This window comes from Halorubrum ezzemoulense, assembly GCF_004126515.1.
Classification (GTDB): Archaea; Halobacteriota; Halobacteria; order Halobacteriales; family Haloferacaceae; genus Halorubrum; species Halorubrum ezzemoulense.
The window spans coordinates 842,661-869,015 of record NZ_CP034940.1; the positions used below are offsets into that span (position 1 = coordinate 842,661).

Sequence of the window (26,355 nt, forward strand, 5' to 3'; positions counted from 1 at the left end):
ATACGGTATGCCTCTGCGGTTCGCTCGGCGGCTCGGGCTCGCGGACGCGGTGACCGTGGCCAACGCCGCCGTCGGGTTCCTCGCCGTCGTCGCCGCGACGGTCGACGTCGCGCTCGCGGCCAGGCTCGTCCTCCTCGCCGCCGTCGCGGACGGGCTCGACGGGGTCGTCGCCCGCCACCGCGGGTCGACTCCCGCCGGCCCGTACCTCGACTCGCTGGCCGACGTCGCCTCCTTCGGCGTTGCGCCCGCCGCGCTCGTCGCCGCCGTCGTCCGCGACGGGCGCTCGCTCGCGACGGACCCCGCGCTCGTCGCCGCCGTCGTCGGCGCGGGCGCGCTGTTCGTCGCCGCCGCGGTCGCCCGCCTCGGCCTCTACACGGCCGACGAGGACGGCGCCCGCGAGACGGTGGGCGTTCCGACGACGCTGGCCGCGACGGTGCTCGCCGCCGCCGTCATCGCGGGCTACACCGCCCCGGTCCCGCTCGTCGCGGCCACGACGGCGTTCGCGCTGCTCATGGGGTCGACGGTCACCTACCCGGACCTCCACGCGCAGGACGCGCTCGTGATGGGGGTCGTTCAGGCGGCCGTGATCCTCACCCCCGCCGGTCACATGGCGACGAGCGCGCTCCCGGCGTGGATCGGCGAGGGGTTCGCGTTCGCGCTACTGTTCCTCGCCAGCGGCTACCTCGTCCTCGGCCCGCGGTTCTACTGGGGCGACGGGATTCAGGCGCCGCCGGAGCTCCGGCGGTGACCGAGCGGCCGCGAGCGCCTCCGCTGGCGGGTCGGGACTCGCGAAGAAATACCGAAGCGGCGTCCCGTTGACGCCGACTACAGCAGGTCGTCGAACTCCTTGTACCGGGTGATGTCGACGCCGTCCTCGGTGACGACGGCGACGTTGATCCCGTTGCCCGAGGCGAGGTCGCGCTCGACGGCGGACTGGATCGCCTTCGCGGCGATGGTCTTCGCCTCGTCGATGCTGACCTCGTCGTCGTACTCCTGCTCTAAGACACCGAGCGCGTACTGCGACCCGGAGCCGGTGACGGTGTACTCCTCCTCGGTCGTGCCGCCGAGGGCGTCGATGGAGTAGATGTGCGCGCCCTCGTCGTCGACGCCGCCCAGGATCGGCTGGACGACGAAGAACGCCCCGGAGCGGAGGAGGTTCCCCGTCAGGGTCGACAGCGCTTCCATGGACATGTCCTTACCGCGGCGGGCCTCGTAGAGGCTCGTCTCGGCGCGAAGCGTCGAGATGAGGTTCTGGGCCGCCGAGACGGAGCCCGCGATGGTCAGGGCGCCGCGCGGGTGGATCTCCTCGACCTTCTGGACGTCCTTCGAGGAGACCATGCCGCCGAGGGAGGCGCGCATGTCGGTCGCCATCACGACGCCCTCGTCGGCCTTGATGCCGACGGTGGTGGTCCCCGTCTTCATCTCGCCGTCGCCCTCCGCCTTCGCGGCGCGGCGCTCGCTGTGTTCGAACTCGCCGAGCTCCGGTCCGAAGACAGGCTGGTCGCGGCCGAGGTCGGCAGCCGGCCCGTCTGAGAGGTCGCCAGTCGGTGTTCGCATTACGTCCACATTCGCCCGGCGCGCTGATAAAGGCAACCCTTCGGGGGCCGCCGACCGGTTCCGACGGGCCTATCCGTCGCCGGGCCGCGACCGGCCGACCGCGGCGGGGGACACTGGATCGCGACGGACCTCGGAGCGGGCGCTGCGGGGCTGCGACGGGCACGAGGAGAGCTGTGCGGGATCGCGGGTCGAAGGGGGGTCTCGCCGTCGCTCGGCGTCTGGTCGGTCGCGGAGAACGAGCTACTGTCGGCGCGCGATCACTCCTGGTCGACGGCCTCGGTGGTCGTCTCGACGAGCCGGCCGACCGGGACGTTGATGCCGAGGTGCTGACGCGCGAAGACGGCCACCGGGAACAGCGAGATTCCGACGGCGACGGACGCTTGGTGCAGCCCGAAGAGGGCCGCGGTACGGATGCGGTCGAACATTGGACTTCTGTCACACCCCAACGGAGGGGTATATAAATATCTTCCGTGGGCCGCGCCGAAGACACCTCGACGCTGTCTTGCGGTTTCCGGTTATTGATTAACGATCCTGAAATATCTCTCGTTCCGCGTCGATCGACGCGTATCCCAGCCCGGTTTGACCTCGTTTATTCTCATAACTTATGCGGATCTTCGTCGCCTCGTGCGCCTCGCATCGGCTCGCTCGCCGCCGCGGGGCGTCCCCGAGTCGCTCGCGCCGGACCGAACGGGATTTAACGGCCTGCGCGCCTACCCTCTCGCGTGCAGAACGTCACGGACCGGATCCGGAACCCCTTCGGGATGCGCCCCGACTGCCCCTCGTTCGTCCCCGGCTACGGCGACGCCAACGCCGACTTCCACGTCGTCGGCGACCGCCCGGGCGTCCACGGCGGGACCGCGGCGGGCGTCCCGTTCACCGGCGAGGCGTGGTCGCCCGCGTTCCTGTCGGCGCTCTCGGACGCCGGACTGATCGCGGGTGTCGCCGAGGGACTCGCCCCCGACGGCGTCGCGCGCGACGGCGACCCGACGGCGGTCGACCCCGTTCGAACCGGCCGAACGTTCCTCTCGTACCTTCACATGTGCGCGGGCGAGGCGCCGCCCGACGAGGCCGCCTACGCCGACATGGAGCGGTTCTTCGACGCGGAGCTCCGCGCCATCGCCGCGCACGTGCTGCTCCCGGTGGGCGCGCGGGCGACCGAACACGTCCTCGAAACCTACACCGCCCGGGCTCGGAAGACCGAGATAGACATGGACGGGCTCCACGGTGAGGAGCTGCTCGGCGCCGGCTGGCTCGTCGTCCCGATCAAAGACCCCGCAGACTGGGCGGACGGCGACGCCGATCGGCTCGTTGACTCGCTTCGAGAGCTCCGGTCAACCGACTTCCGCCGCGAGAGCGACCTCGGTCGCTTCATCGCCGGCAGCGACCCGTACCTCGTCCGCTGACGCGGCGATCGCTCGCCGAGCCCGCGACCCGGCCTCCCCCGTCCGGATGGACGTGAACTTTCCCCGGCAAAGCGCGCTACCGATACGGCGATCCGGCAGTAATCGCTCACATCTGCGGCCGATCGTTTTCTATCGCGGCCGCGAGGGTGTCATATTTGTCACTACTATCCGGATTTTATACCTGTCCCGCCGATCCGTGAGTAGACGCCCGACCGATCGGGCGTCGGCCGCAGGACTGGTACTCCCCGCGGCGACTTGGTCAGTCCCGGCCCTCACCGGCCGGTTTTTCCTCGCTACACAGCGCCTCGACGTACTTCCCGACGTGGTCGTCCATTCGCCGCTTGTAGCCCGCCTGCCGCGCGAGCCGGTCGAGCTCGCGGGAGACGTACGTGCCGTACTGGACCGCCTTCTTCTCCGCGGCGTGGACCGACTCCGGCAGCCGCCGGCTCGCGACGCGGCGGAGCGCGACCTTCCGCTCGTCGCCGTCGACGAGCAGGGCGTCCGGGAGCGCCAGCGCGGCGCCGACGACACGGTCGTCGAGCAACGGCGTCGCGGGCTCGACCCCCGCGGCGCGGAGCGCGAGCACGTCCCGCTCCAGCTGATCGGGCAGCGTCCGGACGGTCTCGGTCCGGGCGCCGCGGACGGTGTCGGCGTCGACCCGGGAGTCCTCGGCGGGGTCGACGACCTTGCTGTACCCGCCGAACAGCTCGTCGGCCCCCTGTCCGACTGCGAGGCGATCGAACCCGTCGGCCGCGGCCGCTTCGGCCGTCATGAACAGCGGCACCGCGATGGACGCGTCCATCGGGTTCCGGCGACCGGTCGCGGCCGCCACCGCGCGGACCGCTCGCGTGAGGTCGTCGTGCGTCACCTCGACGACGCGCAGGTCACGGTCCATCGCGCTCGCGGCCTCGTGCGCCGCAGCGATGTCGTGGCTCCCCTCGAAGCCGGCGACGTAGCAGGGGGCCTCCGGGACGGCCGCGGCGACGAGGCCGGAGTCGACGCCGCCGGAGAAGGCCACCGCGAGGTTGCCGTCACTGCTCTCGTCGTCTCCCCCGGACCGAGTTGATGCCGCGAGGTCCCCGAGCGCCGCGCTCACCGCGCCGTCGACCGCCGCCAGCGCGGCCTCCGGATCGGCGGTCGGAGCCGGGTCGGGAAGCCGCCAGACGCGTTCGGTACCGCCGGCCGAGACCACGCTCCCCGCGGGCACCGGCTCCGGATCGGCGAGCGCGCCGCGGTCGAAGGCCCACGCGTCGGTCGCCGCGGGAATGCGGGCGGTCCCCGGATCGAGCGCCTCGCGCTCGACGAACAGCGGTTGTCGGCCGAGGACATCGCGGACGAGCACCGGGCCGTCGCGGTTCGGCCCGTCGCGGTCCCGCGGGTCCAAACTCGGCGGCTCGGCCAGCAGCCCGGCGAAGCCGCACCCGCCGGGGAGCGGGTCGCCGTCGCGGAGCGCGGCACGGACGCGGTCCGCGGGGGCGCCGCGGAGGTCGGACGAGGAAGGGGCCGTCATCGCGGTCACCGGAGGGCGTCGAGCGCGCGGAGCGCGCGGCGCTTGGCGCCCCCGCCGAACTGCCGGAGCGAGACCCGCCACGGGGTGCGCTTGCCGACGACGCTCGTCCGCCCGTCGGCGATCCCGTCGAGGATCGCGTCCGCGGAGCGCTCGTCGGCGCCGACCTCCGTCACCGCCTGCCCGACCATCTCGGAGATGTGGGCGTCGCTGCCGGCGGTCATCGGGAGCCCGTTGCGGACGGCGAACTTCTCGGCCTGTCGGTTCGAGCGCCCGGTGAACAGCCGCGAGTTGTACACCTCGATCGCGTCCGCGCTCGCGAGCCGCTCGTCGCTGACGTGCGCGGCGACGCCGTGGCGGGACTTCTGGAAGGGGTGGGGGACGACCGCGATCCCGCCCTGATCGCGGATCCGGTCGAGCGTCTCGTCGAAGGGGAGGCCGCTCTCGACGCGCTCGTCGATGCCGAACGCGAGCACGTGGCCGACCGCGCAGGTCACCTCCATGCCGACGATGCCGACGAGCCCGTAGTCGGGGGCCTTCTCGGCCGCCTCGATGCTGGCGTCGATCTCGTCGTGGTCGGTGACGGCGAGCGCGTCGAGCCCGACCGCGGCCGCCTGCTCCAAGAGGAGGTCGACCGGGTCGCGCCCGTCGTACGACAGCGCGGAGTGCGCGTGGAGCTCGACCGATAGCACGCCCGACGGTTCGAGCGTGGTGATGAAAAGCGCCCCGGTCCGCGCCGGTTCACGCCGCTTCGCGGCGATCGAACCCCATTTCGACGATCTGTTATCTAAAAGCAACTGCGGTGGCGCGTGCGGACGAGCGGCCGGAGGGCGCGAGTCGCACGCGCGAGGGAGTCGCGAACGGTGCGATGTGCGAGCGAGGCGAGCACCCCCGTTGCGAGCGGTGAAACCGCGGGCAGTGAGCGACGGGGCTGGGGAGGCGTGAGGTGCTGTGCGCGAGTCCTCGCGGCGGGGCTTTGCCGGCGTTCGCCACCGGTCCGCCCTCGGTTGTTTATGTACGGACGGTGGAACCGATGAAAAGAACCCTCAACCACCGAGTGCTAGCTAAAACGCGCTCCCGCCTACGGTCTTCCGATAGGTCGCGCGCCCGGTGTGGCTCGACTCGTCCCACGACTCCACGTCGACGACGACCCGAGTGTCGACCGCGTCCCCGGGCGCGCCCTCGATCCGGAGCGTCGAGTCGCCGATGCGCGCGACGTGTACGCCGCCGTCGGACTCGCCCGTCACCATCACTTCGATCGCGTCCCCGGCCGCGTAGTCCGGTGTCGATCCCCGGAACGACCACCCGGCGAGGAACTTGTCGAAGACGCTCATGCGCGGGACACCTCCTCGGAGGCGCGGTCGGGGATGTACTCCCGCCCGAAGCCGGTGATCGCGGCGATGATGAATATCGCCACGAGGAACCAGCCGTGGAAGACGTACGGCACGACCTCGATGGGGTTCACGACCATCTCGGGGCCGTACTGAGACCCGAGGCCGTCCGGCCCGACCATCACCTGGTACCCGACCAACACGCCGCCCGCCCACGGGAAGATGTAGCCGAGCGCGGAGGTGTTGGCGTCCAAGATGTTCGCGCGCCGGTAGCCGTTGATGTTGAACTTCTCGCCGATCCGGGCGACGTACGGGGCGATCGCGATCTCCGCCGCGGTGTTTATCGTGATCATCCCGTTGATCGTCGCGGTGCCGAGGACCATCGTCAGCTCCGCCCGGCGGACGGTCGTCGCGACGCGGTCGAGGAGGAACGTCTGGATCGCCTCGAAGCCGCCGCCGCGGATCATGATCTGCGCCATCGCGACGATGAGGAGGGTGAGAACGATCAGCGGGAAGAACCCGACCGCGCCCGTGTAGAGGCTCCCGCCGACGCCCGCGGTCTCGCCGACCTCGACGACCGGGAGCCCGGAGAGCGCCCCGGCCTCCGTCACGGTGAAGGCGACGATGTCGCTCGCGCTCGACAGCCCGAACAGGAGGTTGGACGCAACCGCCACGACCAGCCCCCACGAGATCGCCTCGACGATGTGACGGCCCGCGACCGCGGTGACGATGACGACTCCCATCGAGAGCAGGTGGACTAGTCCGAGGGCGTTCGCGGACTCGCGGAGCGCGACGGCGCCCTCGAGGCTCACGCCGGCCATGGCCGAGCCGGCGATCAGGTACGCGGCGAACGCCGGGACCGCCGCCGCGATAGCGTACTTGAACCGCGAGGCGACGACCCCGCCGATGTCCGCGTCCTGAGTCACGGCGCTCACGATCGTCGTGTCGCTGACGGGCGCGAGGTTGTCGCCGAAGACGGCGCCCGACAGGATCGCGGCGAACAGCAGCACGGGGTTCGCGCCGATGAGCACGCCGGCCGGGAAGAACAGCGTCACGAACGCGACGGTCGCCCCGTATCCGGTGCCGATCCCGGTCGCGAGGAGGCCGCAGAGGATGAACGCGGCCGCGGGGAACGTCGACGCGCCGACGTTCAGAGCGTCGGCCGCGAAGATGAGCCCCTCGACGAAGCCGCCGGCCTGGAGCGTCTGGGCGAACATCCCGGCCCAGAGCCACGCGACGATCGCGGTCGCGGCCACGCGCTGGGTCATCCCTTCGAAGATCGTGTCGGCGTACGCCTTCCAGTCGCCGCGGACGAGGAACATCCCGAGCGTCGTTCCGACCAACGCGCCCACGACGAGCCCGTTGGTGTCACCGATCCCGAGGACGCCGCTCTGGAAGATCGCCCAGGCGATGAAGAAGACGAGCGGGAGGGTGCTCGCCCACTTCCCCCCGCGGAACTCGATCCGCGGGTCGTCGCTCCCTTCCTCGCCGACGCCGAAGTCGCTGCCGTCTGGGGGGTCACCGCCGTCGGTCGCGGCCGGGGTCCCCGCTGTCGTGTCGGTCATTTATCTCTCACACGCCTTCGGAGACCGACGGCTCACGTAAATCCCCGTGTGCGCTCCGTCAGACGGACCGGGAGCGTTCGCCCGACGGAATCGCCTCACGCGGGGACAAGAACACGCTTAAGACCCCCGACGGCGACCGTCCTGACGGGAACAGCACAGCTGCAGATCCGACTCGCCGGGGCCCTTTCGCCCGCGGCTTGGGAATGTAGCAGTGCGCCGACGCCTCCGGCGTCGCGGTACGGCGGCCCGCTCGCGCGGACCGTCCGGTCGGAGCGCTCGCTCCGCGAGCGATCCGTAGCCGCGCCGCGCGGAGTCGCGGTCACGTTGCGGTTGTGCCGTTCCAACCAGACAGACAATGGCACGAATGCACACGCGCCGTCGCGGTTCGTCCGGTTCGGACAAACCGGCGACGGACGAGACCCCGGAGTGGAGCGACGTCGACGCCGAGGACATCGAGTCCCGCGTCGTCGAACTGGCGGAGCAGGGCCACGACCCCAGCGTCATCGGCCTCAAGCTGCGCGACGAGGGCGTCAAGGGCGTCCCGGTCCCCGACGTGAAGCTGGCGACCGGCAAGAAGGTCACCGAGATCCTCGAGGAACACGACGCCGACGCCGACATCCCGGAAGACCTCCGCAACCTCATGTCGCAGGCGGTTCGCCTGCGCGAGCACATGGCGGAGAACGGGCAGGACCACCAGAACAAGCGCGCGCTCCAGAACACGGAGTCGAAGATCCGCCGCCTCGCGAACTACTACCGCGGCGACGAGATCGACGAGGAGTTCACGTACACCTACGAGAACGCCGTCGAGCTCTTAGAGGAGTGAGCGGCTAGCACGGCGACACCGAGCGACCGATCCCGACCGACACACCACACATGACCGAAGCGACGTCCGCCACGCCCGCCCCCGACGCGCTCGCCGGCGTCCTCGCAGACGCGCCGTTCGTCCGGCTCGTCGCGACTGACGACGGCGACGCGCTGGCAGCCGCGGGGCTGCTCGCGCGAGCGCTCCGAGCGACGGGCACGCCGTTCCAGGCTCGGGTCGACCGCGACCCGGTGCCGGCGGACGTCGACGACGGCGTCGCGGTAACGGTCGGCGTCGACCGCGGCCCGCACGCGATCCCCGGAACGGGACGACCGGCGAGCACGGCCGCCTTCGCGGTCGCCCGCGCCCTCGGCGTCGAACCCGACCCCGTGGTCGCGCTCGCCGGCGTCGTCGCGGCCGGGTCGATCCCCGGCGCCGACGGCTCCGGCGACGCGCTCGACGTCGCGGAGCGGGCCGGCCGCGTCGAGCGGCGGCCCGGCGTCGCGCTCCCGGTTTCAGGCGGCGAGCGCGCCGCTCACGAGACCGACGGCGCGGACGCGGCCCCCTCGCGGGCCGAGGCCCTCGCGGCCTCGACGCTCGCGTCGACGCGGTACTCCGGCGACCCCGATGGGGCGCGCGACGCGCTCGATCCCTTGGGACTGTCCGCCGACCCCGACGCCGACGACCGCCGGCGCTTCGCGTCGCTGGTCGCGGTCGACGCGGTCGACGGCGACGATACGAGCGAGCGCGCGGCCGCTGCGGTCGAGCGCGCGCTCCGTCCGTACGCGACGGACGGTCCCTTCGAGACGGTCGGCGGCTACGCCGACGTGCTCGACGCGCTCGCCCGAGAGGCGCCCGGGACGGGGGTCGCGCTCGCGCTCGCGAGCGACCCGGCTCCGTCGCTTCGGACGGCCGCGCTCGACGCCTGGCACCGCCACGGACTGGCGGCGCACCGGGCGCTCGACGACGCGACGGTCGGCCGGTACGACGGCTGCGTCGTCGCCCGCGTCGACGCGGCGCCGGCGGTCCTGTCGACGGTCGCCCGACTCGTCCGGGACTTCCGGTCACCAGAACCCGTCGCAGTCGCGCTCGACGAGGGCGCGGGCCGGCTCGCGGCCGCTGCCGTCGAGCCCATCGGGCTCGGCGACGCCTGCCGGACCGCCGCCGACGAGGTCGGCGGCGACGGTTGGGGGACCCCCGCTCGCGGCGGGATCGCCGTCGAGACCGCCGGACCCGGCGACGCAGACATCACGGGGGCGCTGGCCGCGCTCCGGGAGGCGATCTGAGATGTCCGACGACGCCCCCCGAACGGCCGGCGGCGACGCCGACCGGACCGCGACGGTCCGGACCACGCACGCCGACGCCGCGACCGTCGCGGCCGCGGTCGGGCCGGACGAGACCGACTCGATGCGCACGCGCGTCGACGGCGACGCCGTCGCCTGCACCGTCGCGCGACCGACCACCGGCGGGCTCCAGTCGACGCTGGACGACCACCTCGTGAACCTGCGCGTCGCCGACCGCGTGGTCGAGCGCGCTCGGTCGCATATCGCCGCAGACGCCGACTCCGCCGACACCCTCGACTCCACAGACGAACCACAGACGACCGACACCGACACACACACCGACACATGAGCGAACGATCCGTATCCAAGAGCAGAGAACAGAAGCGCTGGTACTCCGTGCTGGCGCCCGAACAGTTCGACCGACAGGAGCTCGGCGAGACCCTCGCCGAGGAGCCCCAGCAGGTCGTCGGCCGCACGATCACGACGACGCTCGACGAGCTGACGGGCGACTCCAACGCGAACAACACGAAGCTGACCTTCAAGATCACCGACGTGGGCAGCGACTCGGCGTACACCGAGTTCATTAAGTACGAGCTGACGCGCGACTACCTGCGCTCGCTCGTCCGCCGCGGCGCCTCGAAGGTCGAGGCGTCGATCACGGTGCTGACCACGGACGACTACCGCATTCGCGTCCAGCCCGTCGCCCTGACGACCAAGAAGGCCGACCGGTCCCAAGAGAAGGCGATCCGCCGCGTCATGATCGACAAGGTCCACGCGGCCGCCGAGGAGCGCACCTTCGAGGCGTTCGTCGACGCGATCGTCGACGGGAACCTCTCGTCGGCCATCTACGGCGACGCCAAGGAGATCTACCCGCTCCGCCGCGTCGAGGTCCAGAAGCTCACCCTCGAAGCGCGCCCGCGCGAGGTCGCCGCCGAGGAGGAGGCCGCCGTCGACGTCGACGCCGACGAAGTCGCGGTCGACGCCGACGAGTAACGGCTCGTCCACCCGACGCGACCCCGTTTTGCGTTTATCCCTTCCCGAGCGGCCGCGCCGTCACCGAGCGGGTCAGTCCGCGTCCGACGCCGGGTCGGCGGCCATCCGGATTCGCGCCGACTCGAAGCCACACTCCTCGTAGAAGCCGCGAGCGGACTCGTTCTCGACGTCGACGTCGAGCGTGACGCGCTCGCAGCCGCGGTCGGCGGCGGCCCCCCGGGCGCGGTCGAGCAGCCGCCGCCCGATACCCTCGCCGCGGCGCGGCGGCCGGACGTACAGCTCGCTCACGTGGAGTCGGTCGCCCGCGGCGAACACGGGTGCGGACGACTCGGGGCTCGCGGCGGCGTAGCCGACGAGGCGGGTGTCATCGCCCGTTTCGCCGTCCGCGACGGCGACCCACGTCACCGCCTCGTCGTCGTCGAGCTTGTCCCGTCGGTGTTCGACGCCCGCGGCGACGAGGTCGTCGTCGTCCGCGAGCGCGTTCCGATCGGCGAGCCGCGCCATCTCGCGCGCGAACGGTAGCCACAGGTCCTCGACCAGCGGTCGCACGTCGCCCCGCCGGAGCCGCCTGATCGTCGGGGTCACTCCGGATCGACCGCCATCGTCATCTGTTTGCGGTACTCCTCGAACCCGGTCCGCTCGTAGAACGCCACGGCTCGCTCGTTGTCGACGTCCACGTCGAGCCGGAGCTGCCCGCAGCCGTGGTCGCGGGCGTCGGCGACCGCGCGCTCGACGAACCGGTCCGCGAGGCCGGTGCCGCGGTACGGCGCCGCGACGTATATCTCGCCGATCACCAGCCGGTCCGGGCGATCGAACGGGTCGGGACACGCGTCGACGCTCGTCATCAGCAGGCCGACGAGGTCCAGGTCGGGATCGGTCACGGCGGCGGTCGCGGGGTCGACCGCGGCGTCGGCCGCCCCGTCGGCGGCGGTCGCGGCGACCCAGCCGCGGCTTCCCGAATCGTCCAGCTGGTTCCGGGCGAACTCCACGTGTCGCTCGACGAAGCGCTCCTCGGGCCAGTCCGCGAGGTCGTGGGCCCCGACGGCGTCGGCGAGGTCGCGGTTGTACGGGAGCCACAGGTCGGCCGCGTAGCGGCGGAGGGCCTCCTCGTCGGACGGCAGCCGTCGGATCGCGGGTCGATCGCCGGACATACTCGGTAACTCGGTCGGCGAGAGAAGTGTTTTCCGGCCGCGTGCGACCCGTCCGCATCCGGCGATATCCGGGAGACGAAAGCTTGAAACGCCGCTCGCTCGACCTCTCGGGTATGGAACTGCGGGTCATCGAGAAGACCGACACGGAACTCCACATCGAGATCGCGGGCGAGGATCACACGTTCATGAACGTGCTGAAGGGCGCCCTGCTGGAGTCGGACGACGTCGCGGCCGCGACCTACGACATGAATCCCGAGCAGTCCGGGGGCCAGACCGAACCCGTCCTCACCGTCAAGGCCGAGGAGGGCGACCCGCTCGACGTGCTCGGGGACGCCGCCGAGTCGATCACCGAGCGCACGGACGCCCTGCGCGACGCGGTTCGCGCGGCCTGACCGCGTGGTCTGACCGCGGACGGACCTCTTTCCGCTCTCCGTTTTCCGGTCCCCCGCGCGCTGCGAGGGGCATACCTAAGTGCCGACTCCCGAAACGGGGGTGTATGCCGCCGAGCGTACTCATGCTGGGGTGGGGGTACCCGCCGAACATCACCGGCGGGCTCGACGTCCACGTGGGAGAACTGTTCACCGGGCTCCGCGACGAACTCGGTGTCGACGCCGCGCTGGTGTTGCCGGCGGAGTTCGCGCCCGACGACGAGCCGGGACTCGAACCCGTCGAGACCGGCGAGGGCGACGTCGCGGCGCGCGTCGGGGAGCTCTCCGACCGCCTCGCCGAACTCGCGCCCGACTACGACGTGATCCACACCCACGACTGGTTCGGGTACGGGCCCGGTCGCGCCGCCGCCCGCGAGTCCGACGCGACGTGGGTCTCCTCGTTCCACTCGCTGGCGAGCGACCGCAACATCGACCCGCCGAGCCGCGAGGTCGAGACGGAGCGCCGGCTCGCGAACGCCGCGGACACCAACATCGCGGTCAGCGAGATCGTCCGCGAGGACATCCGAGAGCTGTACGACGCGGACTCGCGGGTCGTGTACAACGGCTTCTCGACGCCGCAGTTCTCTGGGAAGGACGTCCGCGAGGACCTCGGTATCGACGGCGAGATGCTGTTCTTCGTCGGCCGCCACACCGACCAGAAAGGGATCTCGCACCTCCTGTACGCGACCAAGAAGCTCCGCGGCCGCGACGTGACGCTCGTCGTCGGCGGGTCGGGCCACCAGACCGAGCAGCTGAAGCGGTTCGCCGAGCTGCTCGGCATCGAGGACCGGGTCGAGTTTGTCGGCTACGTCCCCGAGGCAGAGCTCGGCGACTACTACGCCGCCTCGGACGCGTTCGTCTCGCCCTCGTATGCCGAGCCGTTCGGGATCACGATCACGGAGGCGCTGGAGGCGGGCACGCAGGTCGTCGCGACGCCGTCCGGCGTCGCGGAGGTGCTCCCCGACGGCTGCCTCGTCGAGGTCGAGACGGACTCGGAGTCGATCGTCGACGGGCTCATCGAGGCGCTCAACCGCGAGGAGCCGCCGGAGTACGGGCGCCGCGAGTGGCTGGACGTGGCGGAGGACACGCTCGCCGTGTACGAAGACGTCGCGTAATCCGTTCGAACCCCTTCTCCCCGAGACGCCCCGCTCAGTCCTCGTCGCCCCGGAACACGTCGAACTCGGTCACCGGTTCCGGGTGCGTGACCCGGAAGCCGTCCGCGGTCTCCATGACCCCGCGCGTGCTGCCGGTCGCCCCGCCGTACGGGCTCTCGTCCCCGCCCGCCCCGGCGCCCTGATACGGCGAGGTGTACGGCGACCCCCCGACCGGGTCGTCGAACCCCTCGGGGGGAAGGTAGATCCGCTCGCCGCCCTCCGACCGCACGACGACCGCGACGTCTCGCGTGCCGGCCACGTCGATCACCGTGCGGTCGTCGGTGACGCGCGCGTCGATGTCGATTTCGTCCATGCCCCACGTTGCGACCGGGGACGGTTTAGCCCTACCGGCCGTCCCCGACGGCGCCGCGGGCCGGTCCGTCGCCGGCGCTCACCGGTGGTGAATCCTTTTGTGCGGCCGCGCCGAACCTCGCTTCGATGGACGTCAACAGCCATGCCGAGGAGCTCGCCTCCGACCTCGGCGTCGACAAAGAGGAGGTCAAAGCCGACCTACAGAACTTACTGGAGTACAGCGTCCCCATCGACGAGGCGAAACAGAGCGTCCGCCGGAAGCACGGCGGCGGGGGCGGCGGCTCGACGCCAACGCCCGACGCCGTCGACGTGGGCGAGATCACCACCGACCACGACGGCGTGACGGTGACGGTTCGCGTGTTGACGCAGGGGACGCGCACGATCCGGTATCAGGGGGACGACCTCACGATCCGGGAGGGCGAAATCGCCGACGAGACCGGCGTCATCTCCTACACCGCGTGGCAGGACTTCGGCTTCGAGCCGGGCGACTCGCTGACGATCGGCAACGCCGGCGTCCGCGAGTGGGAGGGGGCGCCGGAGCTGAACCTCAACGACTCGACGACGGTCGCCATCGCCGACGAGGAGGTCTCGGTCGACCGCGAGGTGGGCGGCGACCGCAGCCTCGTCGACATCGCGGCCGGCGACCGCGGCCGCAACGTGGAGGTCCGCGTGCTGGAGGTCGACGAGAAGACCATCTCCGGGCGCGACGGCGAGACCGAGATCCTCGAAGGGGTCGTCGGCGACGAGACGGCGAAGCTCCCCTTCACCGACTGGCAGCCGCGCTCCGAGATCGAGGTCGGCGCCGACCTCCGGATAGAGGACGTGTACGTCCGGGAGTTCCGCGGCGTCCCCTCGATCAACCTCACCGAGTTCTCGACGGTGACGCCGCTCCCCGACCCCGTCGAGGTCGCGGAGGACGCCCCGCGGCTGTCTGTCGCAGACGCCGTCGGCTCCGGCGGAATGTTCGACGTCGAGGTCGTCGGGAACGTGCTGGAGGTCCGCGACGGCTCCGGGCTCATCGAGCGCTGCCCCGAGTGCGGCCGCGTCGTCCAGAACGGCCAGTGCCGGAGCCACGGGGACGTGGACGGCGAGGACGACCTACGGGTGAAGGCCATCCTCGACGACGGCACCGACACCGTGACCGTCGTCCTGGACGACGAGCTCACCGCCGAGGTGTACGGCGGCGGGCTCGACGACGCCCTCGCCGCCGCGAAGGACGCGATGGACAAGGAGGTCGTCGCGGACGACATCGCCGACTCGCTCGTCGGGCGCGCCTACCGCGTCCGCGGGAACCTCTCGGTCGACGACTACGGCGCGACCCTCGACGCGGCCGAGTTCGAGATCGCCGCTGACGACCCGGCCGCCCACGCCCGCGCCGCGCTCGCGGAGGTGGGCGAATGAGCGACGACGGGCCGGGCACGCGTGAGGTCGCCTACCGGGTGTTCGCCGCCGAGTTCGACGACGCCTCGCTGTCGTACTCCGAGAGCGACGAGGAGCGCGCCCCCAACTACGTCGTCACCCCGACCGGCGCGCGGGTGAACCGCCTGTTCACCGCCGGCGTGCTCACCGAGGTCGAGCGCGTGAACGACGAGACGCGGCGCGGTCGCGTCGTCGACCCGTCGGGCGCGTTCGTCACCTACGCCGGGCAGTACCAGCCGGAGGCGCAGACCTTCTTGGAGCGCGCCGACCCGCCGGCGTTCGTCGCGCTCACCGGCAAGGCGCGCACCTTCGAGCCCGAGGACTCCGACCGCGTCTTCACCTCCGTCCGCCCGGAGAGCCTCAACGAGGTCGACGCCGACACCCGCGACCGCTGGGTGGTCTCCGCCGCCGAGGCGACGCTCGACCGCCTCGCGGCGTTCGAGCAGGCCCTCGATTCCGACCTGCGCGGCGACGAGCTCCGCGCGGCGCTGGAGGCGGGCGGCGCCCCGGCTCCGCTCGCCGCCGGGATCCCGAAGGCGCTCGACCACTACGGCACGACCGCGGCGTACGCAGAGGCGGTCCGCCGGCTCGCGGTCGACGCGCTCGAGCTGATCGCGGGCGACCGCGACGAGGTCCGGTCGATCGACGTCGCCCCCGACGAGGGGGACGCGACCGCGATCGGTCCGCTCCCCGACACCGACGTGACGATCGCGGAGCCGGCGGCGACGCCCGAGGCCGACGCGACCGCGGCCGCGGACGTCGGCTCCGACCCGGAACCCGCCACCGGTGAGAGCGAGGCCGAACCGACCGCCGAGGCTACCACGTCGACCGCGGATACCGACTCGTCGACCGCCGCCGCCGGATCGACCGCCGAGGCCGAGTCGCTGCTCGACGACGCGGCCGAGATGGAGGGCGCCGGATCCGCGGAATCCTCGGAAAGCGAGACGGCCGAACCGGAGGCGACCGCGACCGCCGACTCCGGATCGCTCGGCGATGCGGGCGACTCCACCGAGCCGACGGACGAGAGTACCGTGACCGACGATAGCGTCACGACCGACGAAGGTGCCGCGGCCGACGACGGCGGCCTCGGCGACTTCGACGCCGGTGACGACGGAGACGACATCGGTGACTTCGACGCGGGCGGCGATGACGACATCGGTGACTTCGACGCGGGCGGCGATGACGACATCGGAGACCTCGACGCCGGGGGCGACGAGGGCGCGAGCCCCTCCCCCGACCCGGACGCCGACGGGGACGACATGTACCAGCTCGACGACGAGGAGCGCGAGGAGATCGAGTCCGAGTTCGGAACCGACTTCGCGACCGGGACCGAGGTCGACGAGCCGGGCGAGGCCGACATCGACGTGCCCGACCCCGAGGAGATCGTCGAAGAGCCCGACGACGACTCCGCGGCGGCCGCGGACGATTCGGCCGCCGCAGAGAGCCCGGAGCCCGACACCGCCGCCGCGACGGACGACGGAGATGAGGCCGAGACCGACGGAGACGCAGCTGACGACATCGACCTCGAAGCCGCGGCGGTCGCGGCGATGGACGACCTCGACGACGGCGACGGGGCGCCCCGCGAGGCGGTCGTCGAGCGCGTCGCGGACGACCACGGGGTCGAACCGGGCGCGGTCGAGGACGCGATTCAGGACGCGCTGATGAGCGGGCAGTGTTACGAGCCGGGCGACGGGCTGCTCAAGCCGATCTGATGGCGCGGGTCGAGCCGGTCGTCGGCGAGCCGGCGGCGGTGGCCGACCTCGGCGCGGAGCGCGCGCTGCTCGTCGCCGACGTCCACGCGGGCATCGAGGTCGGACTGCGCTACGAGCGCGGCGTCGAACTCGACTCCCGGGCCGACGAGCGCCGCGAGCGGCTCTGCGACCTCGTCGCCGAGACCGACGCCGACCGGCTCGTCGTCCTCGGCGACCTCGCGCACCGGATCGGCGCACCCGACGGCGACGAACGGGAGGAGCTGGAGGCCCTGATCCGCGCCGTCACCGACCGCGTCCCGATGACGCTCGTCGAGGGGAACCACGACGCGGGCGTCGCGGAGGCGTTCGCGGCCGACCTCGACGTGATCGGCCCCGAGGGCGGGCGGCTCGGTCGCGGGTCGGCCTCCGGTGTCGCGGTCTGTCACGGCCACACGTGGCCCGACCCCGCGCTCCGCGACGCCGACGTGATCTGTACCGGCCACGAGCACCCGCAGGTCCGACTGGAGGACTCGGTCGGCGGGTCGCGCGTCGAGCGCGCGTGGCTCCGCGGGACCCTCGACCCCGCGGCGTTCACCGAGTCTGGTGATGCTCCCGGCCCGCCGGCCGATCCGCCGGAGCTCGTCGTCTTCCCCGCGTTCAACGAGCGCTCCGGCGGGACGTGGGTCAACGTCGAGGGGCAGTCGTTCCTCGCGCCGTACCTTCCCGCGGCGCTCCCCGCCGCGGACGCCTACCTGCTCGACGGGGCGCGGCTCGGGGACTACCGGGACATCTGAACGCCGCGGACCGATCGCGGAGTGACCGTTCCGCCCCGCTCCGCCGACGAGACCGTTTTGTCCCGCGACGCGGAACCGGCCCCATGGTCACCGACCGCTCGCCCACCGCGATCGACGAGGCCGGGTGGCACTGGCTCCGGGTCAAACACGTGACGGGGTTCCCCCGCCAGGCCCGCGACGGCTACTTCCCGGCACACGACGTGATGCGGCCGGCTGCGACGACCGAGGCGGACGCACCGGGGATCGACGCCGGAAAGAAGTCGCTACCGGCCGGCCCCGAGACCGTCCGCGACGCCGACCGCCTCGCGCTGGAGACGACGTACCTGAGCGGGAAGTGGCTCGTCGAGCGTCCGGCGGAGGCGGTCGACGACCTCTGGGAGGCGGTGGTCGACGACGTCGCGGCCGAGCGGTTCTGGGACGCGAAGGTCGCGACCGCCGCCGGGTGCGAGGCGTTCGGCGAGTCCGACCACGCGGTGCTCGTGTTCACGCCGAACTACTTCGATCGAACGGACGTCGACCGGGTTCGACGCCGGCTCAGGGAGGAACACGGGGTGACCAAGCGGATCCGATACCGCCCCGACGTGTACACGCTCGGCGGGGTCCACGAGGCGCGGCTCGGCCCGCTCGCCGACTCCGACGCGGCGCGGTTCCGCGCGTGAGATTCGCGTCCGGCTACTCCACCGGGCGGAACTGGAAGCCGTCCCAGTCCTGGCTCTCGGGCTCGCGGATGCCGGCGCCCGGCTCGCGCAGTTCGTCGGCGTACACCGGCTCGATCCGGTCGCCGATATCGACGCTGAACTGGTCGCCGCCGTTGTCACTATCGTCCCCGTCGTCGCCTGTGACGCCGCCTGCCTCGTCGCGCTCGGCTATCTGTCCGAGCGCGCGGACCGGCGGCCCGTCGTAGTCGTCGCCCATCTCGAACTCGACGATTGCGAGGGTGTTCGGCTCGCGGACGCCCGGGGGCGTCGCGGTCGAGGTCGTCCACGTCACCACGCGCGCCTCGTACTCGCGGAGGTCGACCGTCCCGACGCGCTCGGCGCCGTTCGGGCCCACGGTGTGGGGCGGGTACGTGACCGTGCCGTCGGCGTACTCGGCGGCCTCGAAGGTCGGTTCGGCGCTGTCCCCCTGCCCGTCCGCGTCGGTGTCGGTCGTCTCGTGGTCGCTCATTGGCTTCCCTCCAAGATCGTGGTGGTCACGCAGTTCCCGAACCCGCCGACGTTACAGGCGAGCCCCGTGTCGGCCTCGACCTGCCGCGGTCCGGCGTCGCCCGTGACCTGCTTGACTATCTCGTACACCTGCGCGACGCCGCTGGCCCCGAGCGGGTGGCCCTTGGACTTGAGCCCTCCCGACGTGTTGATCGGGAGGTCGCCGTCGCGGTCGGTGACGCCCTCGTCGACCGCCTTCCACCCCTCTCCCTTCTCGAAGAAGCCGAGGTCCTCGCTCTGGAGGAACTCCAGTATGGTGAACATGTCGTGGAGCTCGGCCACGTCGATGTCGTCCGGGCCGATCCCGGCCATCTCGTAGGCGACCTCGGAGGAGTCGACGACGCCGCCCATCGTCGTCGGGTCCGCGCGCTCGTGGACGACGTGGGTGTCCGTCGCCCCGCCGATGCCCGAGACCACGGCGTAGTTGCCGTCGGGCGCGTACTCCTCGGCCACCGACTCGGGACAGAACACGAGCGCCGCCGAGCCGTCCGTGATCGGACAGAAGTCGTACAGTCGGAGCGGGTCCGCGACGATCGGCGAGTCGAGGACCGTGTCGAGGTCGACCTCCTTCCGGAACTGCGCGTGAGGGTTGTCCACGCCGTTCCGGTGGTTTTTCACCGCGACCTTCCCGAGGCTCTCGCGGGGCGCGTCGTACTCGTCGAGGTAGAGCCGCGCCGTGAGGCCCGCGAACGAGGGGAGCGTGACGCCCTGCTTGTACTCCACCGGATGCGTGAGCGACGCGATCACGTCCGTCGCCTCCGCGGTCGTCCGGTGGGTCATCTTCTCGCCGCCGACCAGCATCGTGAGCTCGCTCGCGCCCGAGGCGACCGACTGCCACGCCGCGTACACCCCTGCCCCGCCTGAGGAGGAGGTCTGGTCGATCCGCGCCGTGTACGCCGGCTGGGCGGCGAGGTCGTGGGCGAGCGCGTTCGGGACGCCGGTCTGCCCCTCGAACTCGCCGCTGGCCATGTTCGAGACGTACAGGTGATCGAGGTCGCCGCCGTCGACGCCGGCGTCGTCGAGCGCGGCCGCGCCCGCCTCCGCCAGCAGCTCCCGGAGCCAAGCGTCGCGCTGCCCGAACCGCGTCATCGACGCGCCGACGATCGCTACGCGTTCCATGTCGGTGGGTCCACCGCGGTCGCCTAAAACGTACCTCTCCGCGGCCGCGGTGGGGTCCGTCCGTCCCGACACTGTCGGCCGCCGTCGAGGTCGCGCCCCGCCGTCTCACCCGCCCCCGGCGAGGATCTGCGAGCCCGGTTCAGTCCGCCGCGGTCGGCGCGCCGTCGCCGACCGCGTCGGTCGCGTCCTCGCGGTCAGCGGTCGCGGCCGACACCACCTCGGTGAACGCCTGTCGGCGGGCGTAGAAGAAGTAGACGTACGGGACCTTCGCCAACACGTCGAGGAAGGCGTACGTCAGCGCGGCGCCCACCCCCGTGGTGAAGCCGATCCCCGCCGGACCCATCAGCCAGACGAACGGGTACGCCAGCCACAGCAGGCCGACGTGGTTCTTCAGCAGGCTGAACAGCCCCCGCTGCATCGGGTCGTCGGGAACGGCCCGCGGGAACACCACGTACAGATACGCGAACAGCGTGACGTGGAAAATCGAGGAGACGCCGAACAGCACCCACTTGAGCGTCCCGCCCGTCACGACCGCCCCGGCGCCGAACGCGATCATCAGCGCGTCGGCGAGCATCACGCCCGCGATCGCGCGGCGGGACGCGCCGGCGACGTAGCCGATGAACCCGACCAGGAGCGGGGTGGTGACGATCCAGTCGACGTAGCGGAGGCCGACCAGCTCGGCCCCGTTGACGGTCACGGTTCCGATACCGAGCGCCATTCCGGCATACGCGAGCCCGGCGAAGCCGGGTATCACCGCCAGCGCGGCCAGGCGACCGCGGTCCTCCGACTCGCCGAGCTTCGCGTACAGCGCCGCGGTGATCCCGAGGCCGACGAGGAAGGCGACCGCCGCGATCCAGTACGCGGCGCTGACCGCGCCCGTCATCGCGCACCTCCGTCGGTCGTCGCTCGCGAGCGCGCCGTTCCGCCCCCGGTGGCCGGCCCGTCGGCGCCGGACGTCTCATCGACGGTGAACGCCGCGACCCGGTCTTGGAGCGTCGTCACGGCGTCGGTCTGGAACTCGCGCAGGGAGTCGGACACGTCCTCGACGACCGACTGGCCCTCCTGTATCTCCGTCGCCGTCTGCTCCGCCGTCTCCGCGGTCTCGGTACTGAGCTCCGTGATCTCGTCGACGGAGCCGGCCGTGTCCTGTACCGTGTCGGCCTGGTCGGCGGTCGTCCGACGGATCTCCCCGAGCGAGCCGCTGATCTCGTCGACGGAGTCGGCGATCGTCTCGATGTCGGAGAGCGTCGACTCGACGGTGTCGGTCCCGGTCTGGACGCGCTCCTGTGTCGACCGGATCGACACCGTCACTTCCTCGGTCTGGTCGGCGATGTCGTCTATCATCGTATCAATCTCGTTCGCGCGCGACTGCGTCTCCTCGGCGAGCTCCTTTACCTCCTCGGCGACGACGCTGAAGCCGTCGCCGGAGCCGTCCGCCCGGGCCGCCTCGATCGAGGCGTTGAGCGCGAGCATGTTGGTCTGTTCCGCTATCTCGCCGATGATGTCGACGATCTCGGTGATCTCGTCCATCCCGTCCTGAAGCTGTTCGACCCGGTCGACGGCCTGCTCCGCCTCCTCCTCGACCTCGGCCATCTCGGCCAGCGCGCTCTGGGAGGAGCTGCGGGCGTCGTCGCTCGTCGCCGCGACCGCCTCGCTCCGGTCCGACAGGTCGTCGACGGTCGCCGCGATCTCCTCGGCGGACGCGCTGATGGTCTCGATGTCGGTCGCGATGGACTCGAGCTCCGCGCGCTGGTCGCCCGCCTGTCCCCGGATCGTCGTCGCGCTCTCGGTCGCGCCGGCGACGCGCCGCTCGACCTCGTTGCTCATCTCCGCCATCTCGCCGGCGTCGGCCTCGATCCGGTCGGCCATCTCGCGGACCGTCTCCACCGTCCCCTGGAGGTCGTCCATCATCCGGTTGAACGACTCGCCCACGGTCGCGAGGCTCTCGTCGCTCTCGTCGACGTCGACGCGCCGCGTGAGGTCGCCGGTCGCCGCCTCCTCCATCACCTCGGCGTACCGGTCGGCCGTCCGCCGGTAGCGGTCGGCCATCTCGGTCGCTTCCGCCCGCGCGCTCTCCAGTTCGTCTTGTGTCCGTTCCATCTCCGTCAGTCGGTCCTTCAGCGAGACCCGCATCTGCTCGATGGATCCCGCGAGCTCCCCGAACTCGTCGGTCCGGGTGGACTGTACTTCCCTGTCGATGTCCCCGTTGGCGACGCGCCGCGTCTGCGCGCCGATCTCGGTGACGCTGGCGATCGTCTCGGCCGCGTTGATCGACCCGAGCGTCAGGAGACCGGCGACGGCCGCGACGACCGTCGCGTTCGCGTCGTCGGTGGCCAGCCCGACGGCGACGATGAACGCCCCCGTCGCCACGTATCCGACGCCAAGTTTCACCCCGTAGCTGTCTTTCACCGATGCGATCGGCATGTGATCCATCAGGGAAACCGACGTGTTAAACGGCGCCCCGATACTATCAGTTCTGATATCCGGGCGCCTCGCCGAGCCTCGATCCAGGTCCTCGCGCCGCCGGGCTCACTCCGCGCGCCGGCCGCCGTGTCCCGGGTAGTCGCGTTCGAACCGCGACCCGATCTCCTCGCGGTCGATCCGGATCACGACCGGACGCCCGTGCGGGCAGGCGTAGGGGTTGTCGCAAGCGTCGAGCCGGTCGAGGAGGTCGACGACCCGGCCCTCGGTCAGTGAGGTGTTCCCCGTCACCGAGGGGTAACAGGCGAGGTCGGCGAGCAGCTCGTCGACGGCGTCGACGACCGGTTCGTCGCCCTCGGCAGCGTCGTCGACCAGCGCGGACAGGGAATCTCGCAGGAGGTCCGGGTCGAGCGCGGCGTCGAAGACGGCCGGGACCGCCGTCACCGCGACCTCGCGCTCGTCGGCGCGCTCCGCACGGAATCCGATCTCGGTGAGTTCGTCGACGAACTCCTCGAACAGCGCCGCCTCGCGGGCGGTCAACCCGACGCGGACCGGCTCCGCGAGGGCCTGCGCCTCCGCGCCGTCCGCGACGGTCGCCTTCAGCCGCTCGTAGTTCACGCGCTCGTCGGCCGCGTGCTGGTCGATCAGCACGAGCCCGTCCGGCGCCTCGGCGACGACGTACGTCTCATGAAGCTGACCGAGCACCCGCAGCGGAGGCAGCGAGTCGAACTCGCGCTCGGCCTCGGTCGCCTCGCCGTCCAGCGTCCGCTGCCGGGTCCGTGCCCGTGTTCGGGGTACCGACCGAGCCGCGTCCGCCCGGGCTCCCCTCCGGTCGCCCCCCGCCGCTCCGCTGCCATTCGCTGTCTCGTCGCCAGCCGTCGTTTCGTCTCCGACCGTCGTTCCGTCGCCGACCGTCGTTTCGTCTCCGACTTTCGTTTGGTCGCCGACTGTCGTTTCGTCTCCGACTTTCGTTTGGTCGCCGACTGCCGTCTCGTCGCTGGTTGCCGCTTCGCCTCGGCTCGGCTCGCACTCCGCGCCGTCGCTCTGCCGGCTCTGTGGACTGGGTTGATCGTCGCCGCTCGCGTTGTGATTCGCGTCGCCGTCCCGGGGCTCGCCCGCAGGCTCTGCCGTTGGTTCGGCCCGGGTCCTCTCCCCCTCGCCGAGGTCGTCGACGGCCCACGCCGCGTCGTCGGACGGGTCCAGTTCGGTCGGCGTCGCGGGGTCGTCGTCGCCCTGACCCGGGTCGGCGTCGGTCACCGAGTCCGGGGTTCGGCCGGGATCTTCAGTGTTCGCCGACGTTCCGGGGTCGCCTGGCGTCCCGGAGTCGGAGACTGCCGCGGACTCGCGCCCCTCGCGGGCGGCGCGCTCGTGGTCGGTGTCCGCGCCGCCCACGGCCTCGGTGTCGGGCGTCTCGGGGGCGACCGCCGTCTCGTCGGGCGCCGACTGGCCCCGGGGCGCCGTCGACCGGATCAGGCCGTGGTCGAGCAGCGCCCCCTCGACGGCCGCCTCGACCGCTTCCCGGACCGCAGGCTCCTCGTCGAAGCGGACCTCCAGCTTGCGGGGGTGGACGTTCACGTCCACGTCGCCGGCCGGGACCTCGACGAAGAGGACCGCGAACGGGTAGCGGTCGGGGGCCAACTGACCGCCGTACGCCTCCAACGTCGCCTCGCGCAGCGTGCTCGCGGTGACGTACCGCCCGTTGACGTACGTCGAAAGGTAGTCGCGCGTCGAGCGCGTCGTCTCCGGGTGCGAGACGAGCCCCGTCACCCGCCGGACCGGTGCGTCGGCGGAGTCGTCGCCCGCGTCGGTTCCCTCCGGCGTCCATTCCACGTCGATCATCGACTCGGCGACCTCGCGGCCGTAGACGGCGAGGACGGCCGAGCGGAGGTCGCCGTTCCCCTCGGTCGCGAACGTCTCGCGGCCGTCGTGTTCGAGCGACACTGCCACGTCGGGGTTCGCCAGCGCGTACCCGGTCACCACGGTGTTGACGTGATCGAACTCGGTCGCGGTCCGCTTGAGGAACTTCTCGCGCGCGGGAGTGTTATAAAACAGGTCGTCGACCTCGACGGTTGTTCCCGCGGGACAGCCCGCCGGGCGGGCCTCGCCCACGTCGCCGCCCGCGACGGTGATCTCCGCGCCGGCCTCGGCCTCCGGGGGGCGCGAACGGACGGTGAGCCGCGAGACCGCGCCGACCGTGTACAGCGCCTCGCCGCGGAAGCCGAGCGTGGCGACGCCGCGGTCGAGGTCCTCGATGTCGCCGATCTTCGAGGTGGCGTGCTCCGCGACGGCCGCCTCCAGTTGGTCCTCGGGGATTCCGACGCCGTCGTCGCGGACGCGGATCCCCTCCGTCCCGCCCGCCTCGACCGAGACGGCGACGCGGCTCGCGCCCGCGTCGAGGCTGTTCTCGACCAGCTCCTTCACGACGCTCGCGGGCCGCTCGACGACCTCGCCCGCCGCGATCCGCTGGACGGTCCGCTCGTCCAATCGCTCGATGTCTGGCGGCTCCATTCGTACGCTCCGTCGGACGAGCGCGCACTTCAAGCCGTTGTCGGCGGTGACGGCGTGAGGGGAGGCGCTCGCGTGGTGCCGCTGTGCATACATGAACTGCGGCGGCGCGTGCCTGCGAGCGGCCGCCCTCGGCGGCCGCGAGACGGCACGCGCGAGGGAGTCGCCGGCTCCCGGAGCGAAGCGGAGGGTGCCAGCGACGAGGTTGGGGAGGGGTGAGGTGCGGTTGCGGTGCGGGGTGAGTCAAAGGGTCAGTCGCGAGGGCGAAGGCGCGCGACGCAAGCACCGCAAGGAGCGAGCAGCGCGACCGACTGAGAAGCGCAGCGAGCGTGCGCCCGCCTCGCGACTGGGGCTTTACCGGTGTCTGTCGAGGTTCCACTGGCCTCAAATCACAGCGCGCAGGGAAAGTACGAACGAACGGTTCACAGGTCCGGACTGTCTCCGAAAATCGACCTTATTCAAGCGACCGCGGCCGCGATCTCCTCGTCGGTGAGGAACACATCCTCGCCGGTCTCGGGGTCGAACAGGTGGATGTGTTCCTCCGCGAAGGAGACACCGACCTCGTCGCCGGCCTCCGGCTTCACGTCGGCGGGCGAGCGGGCGAGGAAGTCCTCGGTCACGGTGAGGTGGACGTAGTTGTCGGAGCCGATCGGCTCGACGACCTCGACGGTCGAGCGCAGGTTCTCGTCGCCGCTCGGTGACTCGTCCAAAACGATGTTCTCCGGGCGGATGCCCAGCGTGTACCGGCCGTTCCGAAGGTCGTGGCCCCGGACGTACTCCGCGGAAAGATCGAGGTCCAGCCCCGCCTCCTCGTTCCGGATCGTCGCGCCGGCGCCGTCCGTCTCCACGTCGACGTCGACGAAGTTCATCGACGGCGAGCCGATGAAGCCGGCGACGAACTCGTTGACCGGGTTCTGGTACACCTCGGTGGGCTCGCCGACCTGCTGGAGTTCGCCGTCGTTCAGGATGGCGAGCCGGTCGCCCATCGTCATCGCCTCCTCCTGATCATGAGTGACGTACATCGCGGTGACGCCGAACTCCTTCTGGAGCTTCTGGATCTCCGCGCGCATTTCCGTGCGGAGCTTCGCGTCGAGGTTCGAGAGCGGCTCGTCGAAAAGGAACACCTCGGGCTCGCGCGCGATGGCGCGGCCGAGCGCGACGCGCTGCTTCTGCCCGCCCGAGAGCTCGTCGGGCTTGTCGTCGAGGAGGTCCTCGATGCCCATCATCTCCGCCATCTCGCGGACGCGCTCGTGGCGCTCTTCCGTGGTCATCTCCGTGCTCATTTTGAGCCCGAACGCCATGTTCTCGCGGACCGTCTTGTGGGGGTACAGCGCGTAGTTCTGGAACACCATCGCGACCGGGCGCTCCTTCGCGTGGATGTCGGTCACGTCTTCGTCGTCGAAGTGGACGGTCCCGGACGTCGGCTCTTCGAGGCCCGCCACCATTCGCAGTGTGGTGGTCTTCCCACAGCCCGACGGTCCGACAACGGTCACGAACTCCCCGTCGTCGATCTCCAGATCGAGGTCGTCGACGGCGACGATGGTTCCCCGGTCGAACTCCTTTCGGAGCGTATCGAGCGTGACGCGTGCCATTTCCCTGATGGCGGGTCCGCTGGCATATGAGTTCTTTGCTGTTTTCTTGATATATGGTGAAGGATCTCTTCTCAAATATCGGCTTTTCGCGTCGGTCCAGTCGATCGTCGAGTCCTGAACTCG

The 26,355-nt window shown here is 71.4% G+C and carries 27 protein-coding genes; 12 read left to right on the forward strand and 15 right to left on the reverse strand.

Annotated features, from left to right (window positions below; translation table 11 throughout):
• The first annotated feature begins 7 nt into the window (after positions 1-7).
• Positions 8-748 (forward strand): protein sorting system archaetidylserine synthase, encoded by a 741-nt coding sequence (locus EO776_RS04185; RefSeq protein ID WP_049931336.1) that lies wholly within the window; start codon positions 8-10, stop codon positions 746-748.
• 77 nt (positions 749-825) lie between these two features.
• On the opposite strand, the gene psmB is transcribed toward EO776_RS04185, so the two are convergent.
• The gene (gene psmB / locus EO776_RS04190) at positions 826-1,557 is read right to left on the reverse strand and encodes an archaeal proteasome endopeptidase complex subunit beta (protein WP_049931335.1); all 732 of its coding nucleotides are present in this window, start codon (positions 1,555-1,557) and stop codon (positions 826-828) included.
• A 257-nt stretch (positions 1,558-1,814) separates the two neighbouring features.
• Positions 1,815-1,982 (reverse strand): hypothetical protein, encoded by a 168-nt coding sequence (locus EO776_RS18875; RefSeq protein WP_167373065.1) that lies wholly within the window; start codon positions 1,980-1,982, stop codon positions 1,815-1,817.
• Positions 1,983-2,279: 297 nt separating this feature from the next.
• Between EO776_RS18875 and EO776_RS04195 the strand changes: the two genes are divergently transcribed.
• A complete protein-coding gene (locus EO776_RS04195; RefSeq protein WP_094520645.1) occupies positions 2,280-2,960 on the forward strand; it encodes a uracil-DNA glycosylase family protein in 681 nt (226 codons plus the stop codon).
• 259 nt (positions 2,961-3,219) lie between these two features.
• Here the strand turns inward: EO776_RS04195 and EO776_RS04200 are convergent, their stop codons facing one another.
• From EO776_RS04200 to EO776_RS04215, 4 genes are all read right to left on the reverse strand, one after another.
• A complete protein-coding gene (locus tag EO776_RS04200; RefSeq protein ID WP_089308096.1) occupies positions 3,220-4,470 on the reverse strand; it encodes an asparagine synthase-related protein in 1,251 nt (416 codons plus the stop codon).
• Positions 4,471-4,475: 5 nt separating this feature from the next.
• Positions 4,476-5,159, reverse strand: a complete 684-nt coding sequence (locus EO776_RS04205; protein WP_049931333.1) for a PHP domain-containing protein — start codon at positions 5,157-5,159, stop codon at positions 4,476-4,478.
• A gap of 372 nt (positions 5,160-5,531) precedes the next feature.
• On the reverse strand, positions 5,532-5,801 hold the full coding sequence (locus EO776_RS04210) for a DUF7513 family protein (RefSeq protein WP_049931332.1): 270 nt from the start codon (positions 5,799-5,801) through the stop codon (positions 5,532-5,534).
• Complete coding sequence (locus EO776_RS04215) at positions 5,798-7,363, reverse strand: Na+/H+ antiporter NhaC family protein (RefSeq protein WP_086216343.1); 1,566 nt, start codon at positions 7,361-7,363, stop codon at positions 5,798-5,800. The genes EO776_RS04210 and EO776_RS04215 overlap by 4 nt, the downstream gene beginning before the upstream one ends.
• Positions 7,364-7,718: 355 nt before the next feature.
• Between EO776_RS04215 and EO776_RS04220 the strand changes: the two genes are divergently transcribed.
• The 4 genes from EO776_RS04220 to EO776_RS04235 are packed head-to-tail and all read left to right on the forward strand — an operon-like array spanning position 7,719 to position 10,441.
• The gene (locus EO776_RS04220; RefSeq protein ID WP_049931330.1) at positions 7,719-8,186 is read left to right on the forward strand and encodes a 30S ribosomal protein S15; all 468 of its coding nucleotides are present in this window, start codon (positions 7,719-7,721) and stop codon (positions 8,184-8,186) included.
• Positions 8,187-8,236: 50 nt separating this feature from the next.
• Complete coding sequence (locus tag EO776_RS04225) at positions 8,237-9,451, forward strand: exonuclease RecJ (RefSeq protein WP_094520643.1); 1,215 nt, start codon at positions 8,237-8,239, stop codon at positions 9,449-9,451.
• A gap of 1 nt (position 9,452) precedes the next feature.
• Entirely contained in the window at positions 9,453-9,797 is a 345-nt protein-coding gene (locus EO776_RS04230) for a KEOPS complex subunit Pcc1 (RefSeq protein ID WP_086216341.1), read from the forward strand.
• Positions 9,794-10,441, forward strand: a complete 648-nt coding sequence (locus tag EO776_RS04235; protein WP_049931327.1) for a 30S ribosomal protein S3ae — start codon at positions 9,794-9,796, stop codon at positions 10,439-10,441. Before EO776_RS04230 ends, EO776_RS04235 begins: the two co-directional genes overlap by 4 nt.
• 72 nt (positions 10,442-10,513) lie before the next feature.
• Here the strand turns inward: EO776_RS04235 and EO776_RS04240 are convergent, their stop codons facing one another.
• Together EO776_RS04240 and EO776_RS04245 are read right to left on the reverse strand one after the other, a co-directional pair.
• Positions 10,514-11,026, reverse strand: a complete 513-nt coding sequence (locus tag EO776_RS04240) for a GNAT family N-acetyltransferase (protein WP_094520642.1) — start codon at positions 11,024-11,026, stop codon at positions 10,514-10,516.
• Positions 11,023-11,592, reverse strand: coding sequence for a GNAT family N-acetyltransferase (locus EO776_RS04245; RefSeq protein ID WP_049931325.1), 570 nt, complete (start codon positions 11,590-11,592; stop codon positions 11,023-11,025). The genes EO776_RS04240 and EO776_RS04245 overlap by 4 nt, the downstream gene beginning before the upstream one ends.
• 113 nt (positions 11,593-11,705) lie before the next feature.
• On the opposite strand from EO776_RS04245, the gene EO776_RS04250 reads away from it, so the two are divergent.
• Both EO776_RS04250 and EO776_RS04255 read left to right on the forward strand, forming a co-directional pair.
• Positions 11,706-11,984: a DNA-directed RNA polymerase subunit L gene (locus EO776_RS04250; protein ID WP_049931324.1), complete on the forward strand. Its 279-nt coding sequence runs from the start codon at positions 11,706-11,708 to the stop codon at positions 11,982-11,984.
• Between the two features lie 122 nt (positions 11,985-12,106).
• Entirely contained in the window at positions 12,107-13,135 is a 1,029-nt protein-coding gene (locus EO776_RS04255; protein WP_094520649.1) for a glycosyltransferase family 4 protein, read from the forward strand.
• 34 nt (positions 13,136-13,169) lie between these two features.
• Here the strand turns inward: EO776_RS04255 and EO776_RS04260 are convergent, their stop codons facing one another.
• Complete coding sequence (locus EO776_RS04260) at positions 13,170-13,487, reverse strand: DUF7510 family protein (RefSeq protein ID WP_049931323.1); 318 nt, start codon at positions 13,485-13,487, stop codon at positions 13,170-13,172.
• Between the two features lie 125 nt (positions 13,488-13,612).
• On the opposite strand from EO776_RS04260, the gene EO776_RS04265 reads away from it, so the two are divergent.
• The 4 genes from EO776_RS04265 to EO776_RS04280 all read left to right on the forward strand — a co-directional run bounded on the left by EO776_RS04265 (position 13,613) and on the right by EO776_RS04280 (position 18,049).
• The gene (locus tag EO776_RS04265; RefSeq protein ID WP_086216785.1) at positions 13,613-14,887 is read left to right on the forward strand and encodes a Single-stranded DNA binding protein; all 1,275 of its coding nucleotides are present in this window, start codon (positions 13,613-13,615) and stop codon (positions 14,885-14,887) included.
• Positions 14,884-16,617, forward strand: coding sequence for a hypothetical protein (locus EO776_RS04270; RefSeq protein ID WP_094520641.1), 1,734 nt, complete (start codon positions 14,884-14,886; stop codon positions 16,615-16,617). The genes EO776_RS04265 and EO776_RS04270 overlap by 4 nt, the downstream gene beginning before the upstream one ends.
• On the forward strand, positions 16,617-17,390 hold the full coding sequence (locus EO776_RS04275; protein ID WP_089307927.1) for a metallophosphoesterase: 774 nt from the start codon (positions 16,617-16,619) through the stop codon (positions 17,388-17,390). The genes EO776_RS04270 and EO776_RS04275 overlap by 1 nt, the downstream gene beginning before the upstream one ends.
• A gap of 83 nt (positions 17,391-17,473) precedes the next feature.
• Positions 17,474-18,049, forward strand: a complete 576-nt coding sequence (locus EO776_RS04280; protein WP_089307926.1) for a putative phosphothreonine lyase domain-containing protein — start codon at positions 17,474-17,476, stop codon at positions 18,047-18,049.
• Positions 18,050-18,062: 13 nt separating this feature from the next.
• Here the strand turns inward: EO776_RS04280 and EO776_RS04285 are convergent, their stop codons facing one another.
• The 6 genes from EO776_RS04285 to EO776_RS04310 form a co-directional block, all read right to left on the reverse strand.
• Positions 18,063-18,557 carry a hypothetical protein gene (locus EO776_RS04285; protein ID WP_094520640.1) on the reverse strand — a complete coding sequence of 165 codons (495 nt, stop codon included), beginning with the start codon at positions 18,555-18,557 and terminating at the stop codon, positions 18,063-18,065.
• On the reverse strand, positions 18,554-19,714 hold the full coding sequence (locus EO776_RS04290) for a thiolase family protein (RefSeq protein WP_094520639.1): 1,161 nt from the start codon (positions 19,712-19,714) through the stop codon (positions 18,554-18,556). Before EO776_RS04290 ends, EO776_RS04285 begins: the two co-directional genes overlap by 4 nt.
• Positions 19,715-19,853: 139 nt before the next feature.
• Positions 19,854-20,597 (reverse strand): bacteriorhodopsin, encoded by a 744-nt coding sequence (locus tag EO776_RS04295; protein ID WP_094520638.1) that lies wholly within the window; start codon positions 20,595-20,597, stop codon positions 19,854-19,856.
• Positions 20,594-22,138, reverse strand: a complete 1,545-nt coding sequence (locus EO776_RS04300) for a methyl-accepting chemotaxis protein (RefSeq protein WP_049931314.1) — start codon at positions 22,136-22,138, stop codon at positions 20,594-20,596. Before EO776_RS04300 ends, EO776_RS04295 begins: the two co-directional genes overlap by 4 nt.
• A 105-nt stretch (positions 22,139-22,243) precedes the next feature.
• Positions 22,244-24,643: a DNA mismatch repair endonuclease MutL gene (gene mutL / locus EO776_RS04305; protein ID WP_099288901.1), complete on the reverse strand. Its 2,400-nt coding sequence runs from the start codon at positions 24,641-24,643 to the stop codon at positions 22,244-22,246.
• Between the two features lie 455 nt (positions 24,644-25,098).
• Positions 25,099-26,232, reverse strand: a complete 1,134-nt coding sequence (locus EO776_RS04310) for an ABC transporter ATP-binding protein (protein ID WP_094520025.1) — start codon at positions 26,230-26,232, stop codon at positions 25,099-25,101.
• Positions 26,233-26,355: the final 123 nt, after the last annotated feature.